The organism is Psychrobacter sp. Ps1, from assembly GCF_022129425.1.
Classification (GTDB): Bacteria; Pseudomonadota; Gammaproteobacteria; order Pseudomonadales; family Moraxellaceae; genus Psychrobacter.
Window position 1 is genome coordinate 1 of the sequence record NZ_JADQAN010000030.1, and the last position, 20,940, is coordinate 20,940.

Here is a 20,940-nt window from a genome sequence, read left to right on the forward strand (position 1 = left end):
GATGTCAGTTTGGTTAGTCATTGCTTATTCTCCTGTTAGTGGATTATAAGCAGTTACACAGTTTTTAGGAAACTCCCAACAAAAAGCGGCCCGTCCTCTATAGAGGTAGGCTGCTTTTTATTTGCTTGGTTCTATTGTCCATTATCGAAAATACTACCTTGTATATATTCTCTATTATTAGATGCAATCTGTCCTATGTCACCTTTGCTAAAGGTTCAACCTGAATGGTCTCTAACACTTCTTCTTTGCTAGGCTCTTTTCTATACAAAGGAAAAAAGTCTGAAAGCAGATCACTTTCCGTGAACCAGATATCCGCCACTAACTCTGTATATTTCACTGTATTGACGATGAGTCTATAAGTCTTAAATAGCAACTCTTGCGAGCTAAAGCCTTTATTATATTCATATAAAGAGTCTAAATTGGAACCAACGCCGCCACCAAGATGTAGCACTTCATAACGGTTCTCTCGTCCCCAATTGCGAGCGACATGAGTGATAAGTTTAGAAGGTTGTACGTGCGTATAGGCGTTCAGCGTACCGCCAAGATGGAACTGCATAATGCCTGACTCTTGGCAGAGCGTATATATAGAAGACCCGATTGGTTTATCGTCTTGATAGGCGGTTATCAACAGTATTTTTTCTTGAAGGTTTTCAAGCAAATTAAAAAAATAATCATCATCAAAGAAGTAATAATCACTGGCCTTGACGTTTCGCATTGTTTCTTTATAAATGTCTGAAAACACCATCGCGTTCTGCCGGGTCAAGAATTCTGTTTTTGTCACGACATCCATTTTTACGGCTTTTTTGATACCGCGGCGATGTCGATTTTGTGTTTCGCTCCAATGCTCTTCTTCAGACTTACTTAAATCAGACATCAAGGTCAGCCCGTGAGTCAGTGCTTTGCCAACTGTAGGTATCCATTCTTTATTAATAATCGGATGCAACCGCATAAACAAAGACACGCAGCCTCTCTCGCAAAGAAAAGCTCTTATCTCATCCAGTATGATGTCTAACTCAGCATCGGTGAGGGTTTTGTCCATCAACGGACCACCGTAACCATAAGTGGAAGTAGCATCCCAGTGCTCTGAGTCAATGTCTCTAACTATAATAGGTAACAATACTTCCTTGTTTTTATAGTGAGCGATGATGCCTTGAGGTTTGCCCTTGTCGATGACAGCTGAGGCCGCAATCCAACCAGATAAGTGGTATATATCAAAATGATGATTTGATACCTTCTTATCCCACTCAGCATCTATCGCTATGTAATCAACTTGTACTGTATCCACGTTGCTGCTCCCTCAGTGTTGCGTTATATATTCGTAAATCCGTATATACGAATATAAAAACAAAATATGAAGCCTTCAAGTATATAAAAACCTTTTATGTAAAATAATGAATATATAGGATTAGAGCGTAGACGAATCTATAGGAAATAAAAAAGCAGCCTGCCTCTATAAATGAGGATAGGCTGCTTTTCTCGTTCTGGTCGAAAGCTATTAGAGAGCTATAAGCTTACAGTTATTTCTTTTCTACCAGTTCACCATCAATTTGAATAGGAACATTGGTCGTAATGCCAGCAGAGTAGGCTGTCATACCATAAGCTGCACGGTCTATAGTGCCAGTAGCACGGAAGCCAACGACTGGCTCTTTGGTCAGAGGGCTGTTATCGATTTTGTTCAGCGTTAAATTAAGAGTTAGCGGCTTGGTTTGACCCAGTAAAGTAAAGTCCCCAGTTACTTTTGCTTGCTGCGGATTTACAAAATTAACCTGAGTAGATTTAAAGCTCATAGTAGGGTATTTTTTAACGTTAAAGAACTCTTCCGTTTTTAAATGTTTGTCACGGGCAGCCCAAGCAGTATCGATACTGTCTGTATCAATGACAAAGTTCAGCTGGGTTTGGTTAGGGTTCTTTAGATCAAATTTAACGGTACCGTCTACATCGCTAAAGTGTCCCATGACCGTAGAAAATCCCATGTGATCAACTGAGAAACCGACACGAGTGTGAGAGTTATCTAGTTGCCACTGAGTCGGCAGTGCAGCGCTTGCCATGGTAGTGATAGAAAGTATTGAGCTGATCAATAGGGCTTTTGTAGTGGTTTTCATTGAATAGTCCTTACATAGTATTAGGGTATTGGTGCTCGCCGATGAACAAAGAAGAAAACATTTTTTGTAAAAAATGAGTAAATATATTGTAGCTATGTGTCCTAGAGTTGCGATAAATAAATAGCGCAGCCAACCTATATTTGGTTAGATTAACTACATATAAAAATGTAATTGATTAATATATCTAACCAAAACATTGTACTGGGTTAACTCATACATCTCAACACTATTTCTCTATTATTGACAACTTATCACATATCTCTATCACAACTGCTCCTTGCGTCTTACGTCAAAAACCGTTAAAATCGCGGTTTAATTTTCCCGCTGGGGAAAGGCTAAGCGAACAGAAGGGTGGTGTTGGGTGCTGGAATAAGCCAGTGACGCAGTTGCCATACTTGTAATGTCCTTAGTGCCTCAGTTACGTATGTCATTATTTGTTTGATACATCATCGATGGTGTTGTATTTAGACGTTGTACATACATCGGACCTAGAGAGTATATTATGCGTAAAGATATCCATCCTAATTACCAAGAAGTTTTGTTCCACGACACTAACGCTGACGTGTTCTTTTTGACTCGCTCAACTGCTAAGACTAAAGCGACTCGTGAATACGAAGGTAAAGAATACCCATACTACCCACTTGATATCTCAAGTGCGTCGCATCCATTCTATACTGGTGAGCAACGTAAAACTTCTACTGAAGGTCGTGTTGCAAGCTTCAACAAACGCTTTGGCGCATTTGGTGGCCGTAGCAAGAAAGCTGCAGACGCTGCTGAATAATTTGCACTTATGGTGTAAATATATTTCGTTAAGCAATAAAAAACCGCTGATTATTCAGCGGTTTTTTATTGCTTAATTTTTTATGATCTAAAAATAAAGCTAACAGTCTATTTAGCGCTCAAACTCAGTAGTAGATGAGTCCAATAACTGAATAGAATCTAGTAACTGAATAATGGTTTCTACGATTTGCTGCGCCCAATAGCCGTACATCAGACTGCTAGGATGAAAGCCATCACTGGCAAACATCACATTGATATCGATAGCCGAGCCATTTGCATGCTCCTCTAGCATCCGTGTAAAATCGGTTGCCATATAGGTAACACCAGCATGAGCCGCACAGACCTGCTGTAATATCTCATCAAGTACCGATGCTTTTGCACCCACAAAGTTATTGAGCGGAGCAGGAATTGCAGGCATTTGCGCCATCGGCGGCAAACTTAAAAAAACCAGTTCTCGTACGCCAAATTTGCGCTGTGCGATATTGATAATGTCTTCAATTTGCTGTTGCCATTTATGCACAGAGACATTGGACGTCGTGTCATTGACCCCTACGCTTAGCAACATCACATCAATAGGCTGTTCAGGAGCAGGTAAGACATATAACCTGCGTAGAATATCAAAGCTAGTATGACCTGTTGTCGCTTGCAATGACCAGTTAAGTCGAGCAAAGTTTGCTTGGATAGCTTCGTTTTGTTCCAGTATCGGAATGAGCTTACCGACCAACGCTTCTTGCTGGGTCTGGCTACCCACGCCTGCTGCTGCTGAATCGCCAACGACCATAAGGTTAAATGTCTTAGTGTCTTGCGTTGATACCTCATTATTCGATTGAGGCAGCTCAATCACACCGTGCCTTTCACCATGTGGTTCAGGCAAGCGGACTGTATCACGCTTGATTTTGCGACCTTGATAGAGGTAGACGGGGGCAAGTAAAACGTCCTTTGCGACCGATGTCAGCTTACTAGTATCTACCATCCTGCACGTTCCCTAATAGTCGTGAGACTATCTTCAATTAACAATTGACCATCGACGTAGACATCACGTAATAAATTATCAGTTGGGTCGCCTATCTGATTTTCTTTTATGGTTGTTAGCTGGCCGCTGTCGTCTTTTACCAGTGCCAATCGTCCTTTTTTCGAGCGTTTTGAGCGACTGGTGACAGGATCTTTATAAATATCCTTCCATGCGCCATTGATAGAGATAGCGCTAGATTTCATGGCCCAACTCATGGTGTCGCGGTTGACTTGCTGCAATAGACCACCGCCCATACCAAACGTCACGTTTTCTATACTGAAGCCCGCTTTGATTACTACGTCAATAATTTTGCTTAAGCTTTGCGAGCTGATGCCATCACCTTGGATGATGCGTACGTAGTCGGGCAGCACTTTATAGCCCTTGCTGTTTACGGTCGTACCGAACTTCACCGCCAAGCGCTCTAACGCTTCACGGACGACTTTAGTAGGCTCGCCACTATCTGGACGAATGACGAGCGTACCACCCATGTTTTTGACGTCTTCTTTTAAGGTATCGCCCCAGATATTATCAATCGCGTTCCATAAGTCATAGCTGTCAGAGACGACCGAAAACGCTTTGTCTGTGCCACCAAACTGTTCAATCATATTGGCAAATGCAGCGGTCTCTCCATCACGTCCCCATGCTGTCATGGTGCTGTGCTCAGCCGCTGGAATCGAAAACGCGGGCATGTCTTTACCCATCTGATACCAACGACTGGCAGCAACCAGCGCGGTCATCGAATCCGTACCAGCAAAGTTGACCAAATGTGCCAAACTACCGAGTGCCACACTCTCTTGGCTTGAGGCACCGCGCGCACCAAAATCATGCAGGCGAAAAGGCAGCGACTCTGTGTTGTCTGCTGACTTCTCTAGAGCCTGACGGATGATGTCTTTGCAGTAACGTGAGACGCTAGCGACCGTTGATGGGTACCAAATCGCACGCAATAGCGCTGTTTCGATATAGCTGGGTAGCCAGTAAAACTCAGGATCGGTATTGATCACTTGGCAGACTACATTGGACACGGGCACGATACTGCCTTCTGCTACGGCTTGGATACGTAGTGGCAAGTAGCCGTCGTGTTTTTCAATTAAATGCTCCCAACCAGCACGATTGAAGGTTAGGCCATGCGCTTGAATCACCTTTTCGGCTTCATCGATATCTTGATGAGTAATAGGCGTGCTTAAGTACTCTTTGATGAATGCTTGCAAGCCAAAGAACACCACATCGTAGTCGCCTTTGCGCGCTTCAATGTAGCTTGACAGATACTCACTACTGCTCGGGTATTGCACCCAATGTGAGGTCTTATAGCTGTCACTATTTAAGATTAAATTGTTTAGATTACTGGTATACATCACAGAACTCCTCTGCTTTGAAATGCCGCAGCTGCTTTAATAAAAAAACAGTGGCGGTGGTTGATTGCCGTCTATCGGCATTGGTATCAAATTGTTAATACGATATTTAGTAATAGCTGTTTTGATAATAATTTGCTCAAGTAGCTATTAAAAAAAGCTGCTAAAAAAGACTATTAAAGAAAGCTACTAGAAAAGCGATTAGCAGCGAACTACAAGCCGACCATTTTAGTAATAATCGCATAGTGATCTTCAAACATCATTTTGGCATCGAGCTCCGCCAATGGTAACCAAAATGCCTTGGTCGCATCATCGCCACCTTTTACTTTTGGCAGACCTTTTGGATCGTTTTTGAGCTGAAAATAAAACGCTTGAGTAATGGTGCGACCACGCGCTGAGCGATACGGGTCATCAAAGGTATGTTGACTATGGCAAGAGCCGCGCAGTACTGGCTCAGGCACCTTGAGGCGAGTCTCTTCACGTAGCTCACGGATACAAGCATCAAACAGCGTTTCTTTTGGATTTAGAAATCCACCTGGCAGCGCCCAGAGTCCACGACCTGGCATACTGCGTCGCTCAACCAGTAAGATATGGCCAGACTGTACAATCAATGCATCGGCTGTCATAAAGGTAGGAGGATATGGTGCTGATTCCCATTGTCTTTTATACTTATCAATAAAGTCTGCTTCTTCATGCAGCTGATGATAGTCTTCAGTTTGTTTGAATGCATCGAGGACATTGCGCGTAGACTCAGGCGTACGCTCGGGCGTCGGCGTGGCACCCATCAGATAGCTGTCGCGAATCGGCGTGGCTGATAAGTTATGATAATTGGGTACTGACACAGAGTCCCAGTTGGGGAACAATGACAGATAGTACGATGAGCTGTCTTTCGAATGACCAATCAAGCCAATGTCAGTCTGCAAGTCGCCAGTGACAGATTTCACGCCTGCCTGCACATACTGTAGCCAGCGAGTGTCATTGTAGAGTGCGTCATCTAAGCCAACACAGTGAATGCGTGCGGCTTCTTCTTCAGAGTAGGCGCCTTTAATCATTGCGGCACGCTCAGCGACGCTAAATGGATTGCGTAAGCTACGTGGCAAGTTGGCTGAGCCGATCAGCATAATCACTTCATCTGAGCGTTTTAATGCCTCATCGATGACGGCTTTGTGCCCAGCATGAAACGGCTGAAAGCGTCCGATAAAGACTAGATAACGATAGTGTTTACTGCTTTTCTGATCTAGGTTTTGCTTATCTGACTGTTGCTCTGATAATTCACTCATAGACGCCAACTTCCTACGACTTATTTTTATTGATTAAAAATTAATGACGCTAATACTGACACAGCCCATGACTTTCTGACAAGTATAAAGATGTTTAGGGGTGTGTCATTATCGAAATCATCCAAACGAAATCTCTACTTTAACTGGCATACTTCTCTATCCATGCCGTCACCGTTGGCCAAATCTCTGTGGCAGCATTGCGACTGATCATGATGCGACTGTGCGTATAGTCATCTAAATCGCCGTTACTGAGCGAGTACTCTCGAAAGATATTAGTTGAATTATCAAAGCTATCAAAAAACAAACGACAGCCACGAGTAGGGGAGATGAAAGTATCGCCTTTCGCACTGATAGAATAAACAGGAATGGTAATCTGTGGCATATGATGACGATAGTCGATAAAGTCATCGCCAGTACTTTTCTGCTGATTAATGCTTTCGTTCATTTCTTCTGTATTTGTCCTGCCTTTATCAAAATTAGCCTTTTTCAAAAAACTACTTTTAAAGTTTTTACCCAAATTCCAATCGTACCACTGGGTCATCGTATAGTAGCTCTCGTTAAAAGGGCCTACCTTGAACTGCTTAGCGGGTATAAAGCCGACCAATCGAGTAACTATCTTGGCTGTAAGGATTTTCGCATAGCTGGTCGAGTCTTTTACTGCACCAAAAGCTTGGCAGGCAAACATACTGATGCTATTGACCTTATCGATATAGCTTGGGTTTTGGACAAGAAACATGGTCAAACCAACACCGCCACCACTATGAGTGACGCAATGTAGATTATCGAGTTTTAATTCTTCAAAGAAATAGCGAAAAGTCGCTTCATAGTCATAAGTGGCGACGGTCTCAAAGTTGAATTTTTCTTTCGGTAGCGAGCTATTACCATGCCCGCGCCATTCCATGATGTAGCAATGATGACCAAGCCCTGCAAAATATTCGGCGATTTTGAGGCAAGTTTGCTTGTCAGAAAACGTACCATGCGTCAAAAATATGTTTTGCGGTGTGATGTTAGGTAGGCTGTTTTCTGATGTGTTAGCTATCGTATCTTCTTCTGAATTATCAACTACTTTCCAAACGGCAATTTGCTCATCGTCCTTGGTAGTTACTAGGTGCAACGTCCGTGTCATCATAAAATGATCCTATCCAAAAAATACGTAATCTTTATACAAGTCGATATTTATACAAGCTGATAATTATACAAGGCGATTAAAAGCTACCATGCTTATAACGCTACTGCGCAAAATAATTCAAATTATCAATACTACGTCAAAACCAGATGACTTGCTCGGACTAGATGTGAACGGTATGGCATATCGAAAATGCTGAGTGCGCTTGATAAATGGTACCGCTGTCTTTATATAGAGAATAACTTGGCAGCCAACACAATCATTCAGCGTGTTTATCTGTCATGGTTTAAATATGAAGTTGCTTTACCACCTGTTAGTATCATTAAAAAAACCAATGACGACCATTTACAATGGTCGCTCTTCAATTCACAGTAGCGTGGTCGGAATTGATGTTTGATTCAGGTATAATAACTGCTATAGACGGATTAAACTTTATACTCATGTCGGCCAATCTCATACAATAATAAATATCATTGCCAGTCTGCATGCCTTATATAAATCGTAAACATTTTAAAAATCCAAATTCACGACACAGTAGCCATAATAGATATAGCGTTTGTGTCATAACGCATAGGAAACATTATGAGTGAGCAAAACCAAGCTGATAACCAACTAGACCAAACTGCTGGCTATGAATCAGCCCTAGATACCGAGCAAGTTGAAGCAAAAAGCAACATCACTATCACTGAGTCAGCTCAAGGCTACTTAGCAGATTTGTTATCTAAGCAAGATACCGATGGTATCGGTGTGCGTATTTTCGTTGAGCATCCTGGTACGCCGCGCGCAGAGTGCTGCATGGCTTATAACCAACCGGGCGAAGAAGACAGCGCTGACTTGCGTTTTACGTATGAAAACTTCTCTGCATTTATTGAGGCGGCGTCAGTACCTTATCTAGAAGATGCGGTCATCGATTATAATAAAGACCGTTTCGGTGGTCAGCTGACTTTCCGTGCACCAAACTCTAAAGTACCTAAAGTAGGCGCTGATGCCAGTGTCGAAGAGCGTATCAACTATGTATTGCAGTCAGAGATTAACCCTGGCTTGGCAGCGCATGGCGGTGACGTACAGTTGCTTGAACTGATTGATGAAGAAGGCATTGGTTTAACCGCTGTATTGAAATTTGGCGGTGGTTGCCAAGGGTGTTCAGCGGTTGATATGACTTTACGCCAAGGCGTTGAAGTGCAGCTGAAACAGCAGATTCCAGAATTGACCCAAGTGGTTGACGAGACTGATCATACTCGTACAGAGAATGCTTACTACAAATAAAATGAAAAATAGTTAAAAGCAATTGGCTGCTATAAAGGTGGCCATATCTCTAGTATAGATATGCCTGTTTGGTTTGCTGCTTATGAATATTTGTCATGAAGAGATGAGTATTTTGCTATTCTTTTAATAAAGAAGCTGAGTTATGATGAACTCAGCTTTTTTTATTGCTATGATTTAGCAGACAGTTTTTTAAGGTGACTTTGGGCGATACGTCGTCAACAAATCATCTTTTATCAAAATAAAGGAATGTACTATGAGTGACGGATCAGCAGACCAGCAAACAGCCCAACAATTAGAAACCCCTCAACGTCTTGAGACCTTAGCGATTCATGCCGGCTATAGTGTAGAGCCAACGACCAAAGCAGTCGCCGTGCCTATTTATCATACCAGTTCATATGCGTTTGATAATACTCAGCATGGTGCAGATCTGTTTGATTTAAAGGTCGCAGGCAATATCTATACTCGTATCATGAATCCGACCAACGCGGTGCTAGAAGAGCGTGTGGCTGCACTAGAAGGTGGTATCGGTGCGCTTGCCGTAGCCTCTGGTATGGCTGCCATCACTTATGCAATTCAGACCATTTGTGAAGCAGGCGACAATATCGTCGCCGTATCAACGCTATATGGTGGTACTTACAATTTATTTGCCCATGCATTGCCGCGTCAAGGTATCGAAGTGCGCTTCTTCGATCATAAAGACCCAGAAGCCATTCGTGATCTAATCGATGATAAGACCAAAATGGTGTTTGCAGAGAGTATCGGTAATCCACTAGGTAATATCGTTGATATTCAAGCGCTCAGTGATGTCGCCCATGAATACGGCGTACCTGTCGTGATTGATAATACGGTGGCGACGCCAGCGATATGCCGTCCGTTTGAGTTTGGTGCAGATATTGTGATTCACTCATTGACCAAGTACATGAGTGGTACGGGGACGTCAATCGGTGGTGCAATTGTCGATAGTGGCAAGTTTGCTTGGGGTGATTATCCTGAGCGTTTCCCACTCTTGAACACGCCAGATCACAGCTATCATGGGGTAAATTTCGTCAAAGACGTAGGCGCGCCAGCCTTTATTGCCCGTGCTCGCGTTGCACCACTACGTAACACTGGCGCAGCACTCAGCCCGCTAAATGCCTTTGGTATCTTGCAAGGTATGGAAACACTAAGTCTACGTATGGAGCGTCACGTGCAAAATGCACAAGCCGTTGCAGAATATCTGCGTGACCATAACAAAGTTGCGTGGGTGAAATACGCAGGTCTGTCTGACCATCCTGAGCACGAGCTTGCCAAAAAATACATGAAAGGCACGCCTTCTGCTATTTTAACTTTTGGTGTTAAAGGTGGACTAGAAGCTGGTGCGCGCTTTATCGATGCGCTGCAACTGATTACTCGTCTGGTAAATATCGGTGATGCAAAGTCACTAGCCTGTCATCCAGCGACGACGACCCATCGTCAGTTAAATGAGCAAGAGCTAGAAAATGCAGGCGTTAGTACAGATATGGTACGACTGTCGATTGGTATTGAACATATCGAAGATATCAAAGCCGATCTCGCGCAAGCACTAGCTTCTGCTTAATAACAAGCGCTTATTAAATTGAGCAAACTGTTTAAGCAGGTCTAATATAAAAAAAGCCCATATCAAATCGATATGGGCTTTTTGTTTTGCGTCCAACAGGTGTGTTTAACGATTAAGCAGACAGTACACGCTGCGCGATATCTCGATAATCCTGCGAAGCAAGACGCGGTCCAAACTGCTGAATAACTTGTGCTGATATTTCGCTGGCAAGACGACCGCATTCTGGCAGACTATACTGCTGCGATAATGCATATAAGAAAGCACCAGCGTAGTTATCGCCTGCACCATTGGTATCGATGACGTTAGCCACTGCTGGCGTTGCAACGTCATACACTTCAACTTTTGCTTCGTCAGTAGGCTGGTGGGCGATGACCGCACCATTGGCACCATCAGTGACGACGGCAATTTGGCAATATTCAAGCAGGGCACGCGCTGCTGCTTTGACTTGTTTTTTATCTGTAAACAGTCTAGCTTCTTCGCTATTGCAGAATATCACAGCGACTTTGTTGCCGAGCATATTAAGCAAGCCATCTTTGGCAAATTTTACTACCGCAGGGTCAGCAAAGCTCACCGCAATTTTTGCATTATGAATGCCGGCTTGTTGACGTAATTGAGTCATCGCTGGTTGGATGCTCTCAGACATCGCCAGATAGCCTTCGATATATAGCCAATCTGCTTGCGTCAATGCGTCAAAATCAACATTGTCAGCGACAATCTCACTTGAGGTGCCAAGATAAGTCTGCATGGTGCGTTCGCCATCTTCAGTAACGGCAACCACACATGAGCCGGTCACACCGCCTGCATGGATAGATTTGTCTGAGGTTGCGACACCTGCTTCGTGCAAGTCTCTGAGATAAAATGCCCCTTGATCATCATCACCGACGCGGCAAGCATAAAAAGGCTTACCGCCTAAGCTGGCAAAGGTAAACATAGTATTGGCTGCTGATCCGCCGCCTGCTTGTTTTGATGGCTCAATCTCAGCCAGCTTAAAATAAGCCAGTAGTTGCTGCTGCTCTTCAATACCAGCCAGCGTCATATTACCTTTGGTCAGCTCAGTCTCTTCTAGTGCCGCATCTGATAGCACATACTCGTGATCAACCAACGCATTGCCTATTGCCATTACATCGTACATTGATTATTTCTCCTCAATTTATTTATAAACAGTTGTCTTTCTTATTATTAAAAACTAGTCTGCTTGCAACTCTAGTAGACGCTGATAAAGTGCATTTTTTTTCACACCAGTGATATCAGAGGCCAGTGCGGCCGCTTTCTTGACTGACAAATCCTCTAGCAAACGCTGTAGCAATTTATCATGCGTACTGATGTCGTCAGTATCTTTTGCCACACCGACGCCAGCGACGACCACGACTATCTCGCCGCGCTGCTGGTTATCATCTGCTTTAACAAACTCAACCAACTCGCCAAGGGTGCTCTTGTGTACCGTTTCAAAGGTTTTAGTTAATTCACGGCAAAAAGTCACTGCGCGGTCTGCACCAAATATCGTTGCCATGTCTTCTAGACTAGCTACGATACGATGCGGCGCTTCATAAAAGATTAAAGTTTCAGTACGTGCGATTAGATCGATCAGCTGTTTTTGACGACCATGGGTTTTGGCGGGCAAAAACCCAATAAAACTAAATCGATCAGAAGGCAATCCTGCTACTGACAATGCACCAATTGCAGCAGAAGCCCCAACGATAGGTGATACGGTCACGCCAGCTTCATGCGCGGCTTGCACCAGTTGATAACCTGGATCGCTGACTAGAGGTGTACCTGCATCACTAATCAAGGCAACCGAATGACCTTGCTTAATCATTTCGATAATTTTGGGCGTTTGAATGGCGCTATTATGTTCGTGGTAGGCCCATAGCTTATTGTGACCTTTTTGCTTTGTGGTCGTGTCATTATTTTCGATACTGCTTTTGGCAGGACGAGTCTCTGAGTCTTTTGTCTCGTCAGCCTTACTGCCTTTGGTATCGATGCCAAAATGTGACAGTAGTTTACCTGAGGTGCGGGTGTCTTCACAGGCAATGATGGCGACCTGCTTTAAGACATCAATTGCGTGCGAAGTCATGTCGGACATATTACCAATCGGCGTGGCAACGATATAGAGACAAGCTGGCATCGCAGTAGGGGTAGACATGAAAACCTCGGGTCGTTAAAAAGACGTTAGAAAATAATAGTGCGCTAGTATATACAGTCTTTATCTATAGTTTTTCAGTCAAATAATGAGTGAAGAAATCGACAGATTGTGAGAGTAGAGTGCGCAGAAGTGGCTAGTTTAGCATGTTGTGCTATGATAATTCTCAAATGTTAATCAGACCAATTCACCTTATGCCTAATCATAAGCCCTTGATCTTAACCTCACCAAAACAACGCCAAGGCAGCCTGTTTGAGCAGCAAGCGTGTGAGTATTTACAAGCGCAAGGGTTGAGGTTGGTCGCAAAAAATTGGCAAAAGCCAAAAGTAGGTGAGTTGGATCTGGTCATGATTGAGACAGGTTTAGCATGGTCAACACTAGTATTTATTGAAGTTCGCCAGCGCAAGTCCTCGAATTATGGCGATGCAGCACTCAGTGTGACAGCCAGCAAACAGCGCAAAGTTATTAAGACAGCGCAGTCCTTTTTGCAGCAGTATCCTGAGTATGCTCATTATGACTGCCGGTTTGATGTTATTGCTTACAATACGATGAGTAAGTTAAATTCAAGAAATGAGGAGTTAGACCATCAACCAGAATGGATTCAAAATGCTTTTATAGCCAGTGCATGGTAATAGAGTAAATAAGATAGATGCTGCCAAATGAAGCATTTAACCACATCTGACAAGTAAGGTTCGTTACTAAAAAGCTAACCGCTGATGACCAAAATTAAGTAAAGTAGCGGTTATAGTCAACTCTCTATAAATCAGATACAGTATTATCTTACCGCTACGTTTAGCTCGTCACTACTTATAAAATTGTCACAACCATGTTCTAAGAGGTAAATAATGACACGGATGCATTTGCGCACTGCTATTTTTGGTTCATCACGCCGTATTACGACTGGCATTATGATTGCTGCCTGCGTTGTCAGTACAGGTTGTGCCACCAACTATCTGACCAACAGTACAGAAGGGACTTATGGTGTGCCAATGACTGAGCGCACGATTCCGCAGCGTCTGCTCGATCGTAGTATTGAACATACTGCCAAAATCAATGTATACGGGTTAAAAGAAGACCTGCAGCAAACCAGCCGTATGGGTATCGATAGCTTCAACAGCGAAGTACTGCTCACAGGTGAAGTGCCAACTGAAACGCTCAAAGCAGAAGTAGAAAAAGTCGTTAGCTCTATGCCAGATGTACGCCGTGTCTACAATGAGATGGAAGTGAGTGCGTCAAAAGGGTATAGCTCAACGGTTCATGATGGTTATATCACTTCAAAGCTGCTGGCCAAAATAGCCGCCAGCGATGGTGTGAGTGCGTCACAGATTAAAGCCGTTACCAATAATGGTGTGGTCTACATTATGGGTCGTATGACACCTACTCAGCAGAGTCACTTGATTGATATCGCCAATGGTACTGTTGGAGTCACTGAGTTGGTATTGCTGACAACTGTCGTTGACGATAGAGGTGTCAAAATAAATAATGATGACATCATGTATGAGAATAATTTGGCCAATCCTGCAGTAGCGCCAGCTGCCCAAGATACTACTATCAGCACGGCAACGCCTATTGTCATAACAGAAGAAGAGGCCACTACTGCTCAGCCGTCTTCAAGCCCTTATATTGACCTTTATCAGAACCAGTAGGCACTCTAGTTCGCCATGCGATAAATGACGTTAATCACAATAAGCCTAAATAGTAATAACAGTAAAGGCACGAGAAATCTTCAGCCAGTGGTTACTATATCAATAGCAAAAGGTAGCAGAGTCAGCGTGTTAGTCAATGATACTAATATCAAAACATCATTGGTTAGTGGATGATACATTATCGCTGTTAGCATGTTACTACTTATTGATAAATAAATATAATAGGATACTGGTCATGAAGGATTCACAGGCAAATATACAACCAAATGAAGAAACAAGCGTCATTAGTAATGTAGGACTACATAACAAGCCTTCTCATAAGAAAACACGAACGTTGAGATTTGGTGGTGCGGCAATATTGGCATTGGGCAGTATCGCGTTAGCCACGCAAAACGCACAGGCATTATCACCGTTAGCTATCGTCAATGGCATTACTTCTAGCGGTGGCGTTGGGGTAAGTAAGGATATCTTATATGGTGATCAGCCTTCACAAGACCTAGATATCTATTATCCAAAACCGCTAGCACAAGCAATGAAATCTCAGAGTACTATCAATACTAGCTATCCTATGGTGGTATTTGTTCACGGCGGTTCATGGGAGAGCGGCAATAAAGGACAATACGCCTTTGTCGGTCAGAGCTTAGCCAAAGCAGGGTATGTCACCGCAGTGATTAATTACCGTAAAGCACCTGAGCACGTCTATCCTGATTATGTTAAAGATGCGGCTCAAGCAATTGCTTGGAGTATTGAAAATGCGACCAGTCTCCATGCAGATCCGTCACGCCTAGCAGTGATGGGGCATTCTGCTGGCGCGTTTAATGCCGTTGCAGCCGTTGCCAACGAAGACTTTTTGGCGCCTTATGGTATTAAGCCAACAGATATTGCAGCCGTTATCGGAATTGCGGGTCCTTATAGCTATGATTTCCGCAAGTTCAGTAGTGCAACGGCGTTTGGCCCCAATGCCACACCTGATGAGGTGATGCCAGATCGCCAGATTAAAGGCGCGCAGCCACCGTATTTATTATTAACCGCAGAAAAAGACAAAATTGTACATGTGACTAATACAATCAAAATGACAGAAGCGTTTAAAAAAGCAGGCGTAACCGTTGAAACGGGCGAAATCGAAGGGGCCAGTCATGCAACCAGTATTGGCGCGATGGCACCGCCGCTACGCTGGGTCAATGATGTGCGTGCGCAAGTATTGACCTACTTGGATAAAACGCTCAAATAGCTTATCACTATGCATATCGACGACTTTTGACCGTTTAATTGATAGCACTGTCTTAATGCTTAAACACACTTGAGTAAGACAGTACTGTAAGATATGCAAACTCTTGTTATAATGTCATCACTTTAAATCTATACCCTATTCTAAACTTTAAGGCAGACCATTCTATGAGCATGAACGCTGACGATTTGATCGCATTTTTACAGACTCACTTCCCAGACGCTTTTATTCAAGCTGCCAACCAAGGTAATAAGTTTGACGTACGCGTGGTCGATGCCAGCTTTGAAGGCAAACGCGCGGTTCAACGTCAGCAAGCAGTATATGCGTTAGTTAATGACAAGATTGCGAGTGGCGATATTCACGCACTCAATATCCAAGCGCTGACGCCTGCTGAGTGGGACGTTCAATCAAAAGGCTAATCAAATAGCTGTCTATATGACTAGATATTACTGAATCGGCCATATGCATGGTTGAGAGTTGTAGTTCTGGTTTTCATAATTTTCTATACTCATCGCTAGGTTGTCACCTTTATGGATCAATTTTTAATCACTGGTAGTAGTCGTATCGCAGGGGAAGTCACCATCTCAGGCGCCAAAAATGCCGCTTTGCCGTTACTCGCAGCTATGATATTGGCTGAGACTCCAACGACACTGCATAACGTGCCGTCACTACAAGACGTGCGAACGTTGATTGAATTGATCGGTGGCATGGGTATCAAAATCCAAAAGCAAGATGATACGGTCACTTGCGATACCAAGAGTATCGATAACTTTTACGCTCCGTATGATTTGGTAAAAACCATGCGCGCGTCAATCTTGGTACTAGGGCCATTATTGGCACGTTTTGGCGAAGCTGAAGTTTCATTGCCAGGTGGCTGCGCGATTGGTTCACGTCCTGTTGATCAGCATCTAAAAGCGTTTGAAGCGATGGGTGCCGAAATCAGTGTGGAAAATGGCTATGTAAAAGCCCAAGCACCAAAAGGTGGCAAGCTATTAGGCTGTAATTTCTCATTTGATATGATTACCGTTGGCGGTACCGAAAACGTCATCATGGCAGCAGCATTGGCCAAAGGTACAACTGTCTTAGGCAACTGTGCGTTAGAGCCAGAAGTGGTTGATTTGGCCAATATGTTGGTTGCAATGGGTGCCAAAATAAGCGGTATCGGTACATCAACGATGACCATCGAAGGGGTAGAGCGTCTACACGGCTGTGAATACTCAGTGGTTCCTGACCGTATCGAAACGGGTTCATACCTTGCTGGTGCCTTGATGACACGTGGCGACGTATTGACCAAAAAAACATCTGCTCTATTATTGACGCCAGTGTTAGAGAAGTTCGAAGACATGGGTGCAACTATTACGAGCGGCGATGATTGGATTCGCGCACAAATGAAAGGCCGCCCAAAGGCGGTTGATATCCGTACTCAGCCACATCCTGGTTTCCCAACGGATATGCAAGCTCAGCTAATGGCGATTGCTTGCTTAGCTGACGGTACAAGTACTTTTATCGAAAATATCTTCGAAAACCGCTATATGCATGTACCAGAGCTCAATCGTTTGGGCGCGTCTATTCAGGTTGATGGTCACACTGCGGTAGTACGAGGTGTCGAAAACTTTACCGCAGCACCAGTGATGGCCACTGATTTACGTGCGTCTATGTCATTGGTAATGGCAGCGGCGACTGCTGAAGGTGAGAGCTTAATTGACCGTATCTACCACATCGACCGTGGTTATGAGCATGTTGAAGACAAGCTGCGTAGCTTAGGCGTGAACATCGAGCGTATTAATACCAACGCTTAATATTGATTGACTCGATATCGACTGTTACCCATATTACGTTATAAATTAAAAACTCCCCTTTCAGTAGGGGACTGCACATGGACACGATGTCATTATGACTGAGACAAGCAAATCTTTACCAGCCAGCGGTTTATTAAACGAAGTAAACGATGAGTTTTCAGGTCTAACCTTGGCTTTATCAAAAGGCCGTATTCTAGAAGAGACCATGCCACTGCTACGTGCAGCTGGCGTTGATCTTTTAGAAGATCCTGAAGCGTCACGTAAACTTATTTTTCCAACCTCAAATCCAAATGTGCGTGTATTGATTTTGCGTGCCAGTGACGTGCCGACCTATGTCGAACATGGCGCTGCTGACTTTGGGGTGGCGGGTAAAGATGTGCTGCTTGAGCATGGTGCCAATCATGTTTATGAATTGCTCGATTTGCAGATTGCTCAGTGTAAACTGATGACTGCGGGTGTGAAAGATGCACCGCTGCCAAATCGTCGCCTGCGTATCGCGACCAAATATGTCAATGTCGCTCGTGCTTATTTTGCAAGCCAAGGTCAACAAGTCGATGTCATCAAACTTTACGGTTCGATGGAGCTTGCGCCATTGGTCGGCTTGGGCGATTTGATCGTCGACGTGGTCGACACCGGTAACACATTGCGCGCCAATGGACTTGAAGCACGCGATCATATTTGTGATGTTTCATCACGTCTGATCGTCAATCAAGTCAGCTATAAGCGCAAATTTGCATTACTAGAACCAATCTTAGATAGCTTTAAAAATAGTATCGCCAATGGCTAACTATCCAGTGCAAGTCATTGGTAATATAAAGCATGGTTATACAAATTTTTAAACCAGTTTAGCAGGCTATGAGTGACGTAGCGTGCTAAACTGGTTTTGTTGTCTTAGCTTGCGAAAACATAAAAACACCATAAAATTTAGACAAGAAGACATCGAATAAGTCGCAATACTCTTACCGTACAAACCTACTTTACTCAGTTCCAAGCCGTTCATTTTTAGCACCACTTTACGCTCAGATATAGGATTAGGTCATGCGCCAGTTAAGTACCCAAGATGCCGATTTTGATAGTCAATTGACACAGTTGCTTGCCTTTGAAACAGTCAATGATGCTAAATTATTACATACCGTCGATGATATCATCGCGCAAGTACGTACTGATGGTGATAGCGTTGTATTGGCATTGACTCAGCAGTTTGATCAGCATCCAGCAACGTCGATGCAAGAGTTAGAGCTGTCTAAAGAAGCGCTTGCTGAAGCGTTTGCCAATCTTGATGAAAAAGTAAAGACAGCGTTGACCACAGCAGCGACTCGGGTACAGACATTCCATGAGCGCCAAGTGCAAGAAACATGGCAGTATGAGGATGAGCTAGGCAACCGATTGGGTCAAAAAGTCACGCCACTTGATCGCGTTGGGATTTATGTACCGGGTGGTTTGGCTTCTTATCCATCGTCAGTATTGATGAATGCTATTCCTGCTAAGGTAGCTGGCGTCACTGAAGTTATCATGGTCGTACCAGCGCCTAAAGGCGTGCTCAATCCGTTAGTATTGGCAGCGGCTTATTTGGCCCAAGTCGATCGCGTCTTCACTATTGGTGGTGCTCAAGCAGTAGCAGCTTTAGCTTACGGCACTGAAACGATTCCAGCCGTGGACAAAATCACAGGACCAGGTAACAAATATGTCGCTGCAGCCAAACGCGCGGTATTTGGTCAAGTTGGTATCGATATGATTGCTGGACCTTCAGAAGTACTGGTATATGCAGAAGGCGAAGCACAAGATAGAGCAGACTGGCTAGCGATGGATCTATTGTCTCAAGCTGAGCATGATCGTATTGCACAAGCTATCTTTGTGACGACTAGCGAAGAGCAGCTCAACGAAGTAGCGCTAGAAATAGAAAAAGCACTGGCTGAACTGCCAAAAGCAGATATCGCGCGTGACTCATTGCAGAACCGCGGCGCACTGATTTTAGTAAAAGATCGTAGCGAAGGTATGGCACTTATCAATCGTATCGCCCCTGAGCATTTAGAGTTATCTGTTGATAATCCTGACGCACTGTTAAACGATATTCGTCATGCCGGCGCTATCTTTATGGGTCGTCATACGCCTGAAGCTATTGGGGATTACTGTGCAGGGCCGAACCATGTATTACCCACATCAGGCACTGCGCGCTTTTCTTCGCCGTTAGGCGTTTACGATTTTCAAAAGAAATCATCCATCATTTATTGCAGTGAATCCGGTAGTAAGCCTTTGGCTGAGACAGCTGATATTTTAGCGCAGCGTGAGGACTTAGAAGCCCATGCGCGTTCAGCTCGTTATCGTTATCAGTAATTGATTTTGAATTTTTAGCTTTTACTTTTGATATTTATTTTTAATAGTCTTTGTGGCTAATAGTAGGATAATTTATGAGTGAGTCAAAGATAGATACCAGACTTTGGTCATCTAAAGCACGCAACTTGTCACCTTATGTGCCGGGTGAGCAGCCACAGCACGACAATTTATGCAAACTGAACACCAATGAAAACCCGTTTCCGCCCTCACCAAAAGTAGGGGAGGCAATCGCTAAGATACTCACTCAGCAAGCGCAAGAGCTGCGTTTATATCCGGCACCTGAATCCAACGACCTACGTGCTGCACTGGCACAAGCATATGACCTTGATGTCAGCCAAGTGTTTGTTGGTAATGGCTCAGATGAAGTCTTGGCGCTTATATTTGCCAGTTTTTTCCTAAAAGAGCGTCCGCTTTTATCACCTGATATTGGCTACAGCTTTTATCCTGTCTATGCGCAGACTTTTGGTGTGCATCTCGTCAAAATCCCATTAGAAGACGATTTTAGTATCGATCCTGATGCTTATCGTCAGCCTTGTAGCGGTATCATCATTGCCAATCCGAATGCGCCAACAGGTTTGCTCTTATCACTTGCTGATATCCGTAAGCTAGCAAGCGAGCATTCTAACGCCGTGATTGTAATTGACGAGGCATATATTGATTTTGCTCAGATAGAATCAGGTAACCCAGAGGCTCAGGTTTCAGCGGTCAGCTTAATCAATGAGTGTGACAACGTTATCGTGACGCAGACCTTTTCAAAATCACGGTCACTTGCTGGTTTACGTGTTGGGATGGCCTTTGGTAGTGCTTCGTTGATTGAAGCATTGACGCGTATGAAAAATAGCTTCAATAGCTACCCATTGGATAAGTTAGCGCAAGCTGGTGCGACGGCAAGTGTGCTAGATGTGGATTATTTTGAGCAAACCCGTCAGCAAGTCATTGATTTACGTACGTCGCTAACAGCAGAGTTGACGACATTGGGCTATAAGGTCCTACCGTCACATGCCAACTTTGTTTTTGCTCGTCCAAAATATGGCAATGCAAGTGCTGTCGCGAGTGCGTTACGCGAGCAGGGCATTATCGTTCGCCATTTTGATAAGCCGCGTATTGCAGAGTACTTGCGTATTACTATCGGTACGGCAGAGCAGAACGAGCGTTTGATTGATGCGCTAAAAGCTTTGCAAGTCGATGCTAGCGTTGTTGCTGAATAAAATTATATTGATAGCTTAATATAACCCCACTCTCAACTTCGAAAGTGATTGAAAAAAGAAGAGCACCTCACTAATCTATTGTTTTCGACCAAGA

Annotated in this window: 19 protein-coding genes; 11 read left to right on the top strand and 8 right to left on the bottom strand. The window is 43.9% G+C overall.

The window, feature by feature from the left end; all coding sequences use genetic code 11:
* Positions 1-193: 193 nt before the first annotated feature.
* Both I3249_RS13155 and I3249_RS12215 read right to left on the bottom strand, forming a co-directional pair.
* A complete protein-coding gene (locus tag I3249_RS13155) occupies positions 194-1,285 on the bottom strand; it encodes a GNAT family N-acetyltransferase (RefSeq protein WP_238070143.1) in 1,092 nt (363 codons plus the stop codon).
* Between the two features lie 232 nt (positions 1,286-1,517).
* Complete coding sequence (locus tag I3249_RS12215; protein ID WP_179799475.1) at positions 1,518-2,102, bottom strand: YceI family protein; 585 nt, start codon at positions 2,100-2,102, stop codon at positions 1,518-1,520.
* A 502-nt stretch (positions 2,103-2,604) separates the two neighbouring features.
* Between I3249_RS12215 and I3249_RS12220 the strand changes: the two genes are divergently transcribed.
* Positions 2,605-2,883 (top strand): type B 50S ribosomal protein L31, encoded by a 279-nt coding sequence (locus I3249_RS12220; protein ID WP_057761772.1) that lies wholly within the window; start codon positions 2,605-2,607, stop codon positions 2,881-2,883.
* A gap of 111 nt (positions 2,884-2,994) precedes the next feature.
* Here I3249_RS12220 and I3249_RS12225 read toward each other — a convergent pair whose 3' ends face one another.
* The 4 genes from I3249_RS12225 to I3249_RS12240 all read right to left on the bottom strand — a co-directional run bounded on the left by I3249_RS12225 (position 2,995) and on the right by I3249_RS12240 (position 7,652).
* Positions 2,995-3,855: an SGNH/GDSL hydrolase family protein gene (locus I3249_RS12225; RefSeq protein WP_238070144.1), complete on the bottom strand. Its 861-nt coding sequence runs from the start codon at positions 3,853-3,855 to the stop codon at positions 2,995-2,997.
* A complete protein-coding gene (locus I3249_RS12230; protein ID WP_238070145.1) occupies positions 3,849-5,246 on the bottom strand; it encodes a nicotinate phosphoribosyltransferase in 1,398 nt (465 codons plus the stop codon). The genes I3249_RS12225 and I3249_RS12230 overlap by 7 nt, the downstream gene beginning before the upstream one ends.
* A 209-nt stretch (positions 5,247-5,455) precedes the next feature.
* The gene (locus I3249_RS12235; RefSeq protein WP_201572692.1) at positions 5,456-6,523 is read right to left on the bottom strand and encodes a bifunctional nicotinamide-nucleotide adenylyltransferase/Nudix hydroxylase; all 1,068 of its coding nucleotides are present in this window, start codon (positions 6,521-6,523) and stop codon (positions 5,456-5,458) included.
* Between the two features lie 139 nt (positions 6,524-6,662).
* On the bottom strand, positions 6,663-7,652 hold the full coding sequence (locus tag I3249_RS12240) for an alpha/beta fold hydrolase (protein WP_238070146.1): 990 nt from the start codon (positions 7,650-7,652) through the stop codon (positions 6,663-6,665).
* A 579-nt stretch (positions 7,653-8,231) separates the two neighbouring features.
* On the opposite strand from I3249_RS12240, the gene nfuA reads away from it, so the two are divergent.
* Both nfuA and I3249_RS12250 read left to right on the top strand, forming a co-directional pair.
* Positions 8,232-8,915: a Fe-S biogenesis protein NfuA gene (gene nfuA / locus I3249_RS12245; RefSeq protein ID WP_057761762.1), complete on the top strand. Its 684-nt coding sequence runs from the start codon at positions 8,232-8,234 to the stop codon at positions 8,913-8,915.
* 253 nt (positions 8,916-9,168) lie between these two features.
* The gene (locus tag I3249_RS12250) at positions 9,169-10,491 is read left to right on the top strand and encodes an aminotransferase class I/II-fold pyridoxal phosphate-dependent enzyme (protein ID WP_238070147.1); all 1,323 of its coding nucleotides are present in this window, start codon (positions 9,169-9,171) and stop codon (positions 10,489-10,491) included.
* A gap of 112 nt (positions 10,492-10,603) precedes the next feature.
* Here I3249_RS12250 and I3249_RS12255 read toward each other — a convergent pair whose 3' ends face one another.
* Complete coding sequence (locus I3249_RS12255; protein WP_238070148.1) at positions 10,604-11,623, bottom strand: adenosine kinase; 1,020 nt, start codon at positions 11,621-11,623, stop codon at positions 10,604-10,606.
* 54 nt (positions 11,624-11,677) lie between these two features.
* On the bottom strand, positions 11,678-12,634 hold the full coding sequence (rsmI, locus tag I3249_RS12260; protein WP_238070149.1) for a 16S rRNA (cytidine(1402)-2'-O)-methyltransferase: 957 nt from the start codon (positions 12,632-12,634) through the stop codon (positions 11,678-11,680).
* A 143-nt stretch (positions 12,635-12,777) separates the two neighbouring features.
* On the opposite strand from rsmI, the gene I3249_RS12265 reads away from it, so the two are divergent.
* The 8 genes from I3249_RS12265 (at position 12,778) to hisC (ending at position 20,846) form a co-directional block, all read left to right on the top strand.
* Entirely contained in the window at positions 12,778-13,263 is a 486-nt protein-coding gene (locus I3249_RS12265; protein WP_238070150.1) for a YraN family protein, read from the top strand.
* Positions 13,264-13,476: 213 nt separating this feature from the next.
* Positions 13,477-14,277, top strand: a complete 801-nt coding sequence (locus I3249_RS12270) for a BON domain-containing protein (protein ID WP_238070151.1) — start codon at positions 13,477-13,479, stop codon at positions 14,275-14,277.
* A gap of 235 nt (positions 14,278-14,512) precedes the next feature.
* Positions 14,513-15,508: an alpha/beta hydrolase gene (locus I3249_RS12275; protein WP_238070152.1), complete on the top strand. Its 996-nt coding sequence runs from the start codon at positions 14,513-14,515 to the stop codon at positions 15,506-15,508.
* Between the two features lie 164 nt (positions 15,509-15,672).
* Positions 15,673-15,924, top strand: a complete 252-nt coding sequence (locus I3249_RS12280) for a BolA/IbaG family iron-sulfur metabolism protein (protein ID WP_102091608.1) — start codon at positions 15,673-15,675, stop codon at positions 15,922-15,924.
* A 111-nt stretch (positions 15,925-16,035) separates the two neighbouring features.
* A complete protein-coding gene (gene murA / locus I3249_RS12285; protein WP_114701832.1) occupies positions 16,036-17,304 on the top strand; it encodes a UDP-N-acetylglucosamine 1-carboxyvinyltransferase in 1,269 nt (422 codons plus the stop codon).
* A 94-nt stretch (positions 17,305-17,398) separates the two neighbouring features.
* A complete protein-coding gene (hisG, locus tag I3249_RS12290; RefSeq protein WP_057761746.1) occupies positions 17,399-18,091 on the top strand; it encodes an ATP phosphoribosyltransferase in 693 nt (230 codons plus the stop codon).
* A gap of 251 nt (positions 18,092-18,342) precedes the next feature.
* Positions 18,343-19,638: a histidinol dehydrogenase gene (gene hisD, locus I3249_RS12295; RefSeq protein ID WP_238070153.1), complete on the top strand. Its 1,296-nt coding sequence runs from the start codon at positions 18,343-18,345 to the stop codon at positions 19,636-19,638.
* Between the two features lie 74 nt (positions 19,639-19,712).
* Positions 19,713-20,846, top strand: coding sequence for a histidinol-phosphate transaminase (gene hisC / locus I3249_RS12300; protein WP_238070154.1), 1,134 nt, complete (start codon positions 19,713-19,715; stop codon positions 20,844-20,846).
* The last annotated feature ends 94 nt before the right edge of the window (positions 20,847-20,940 follow it).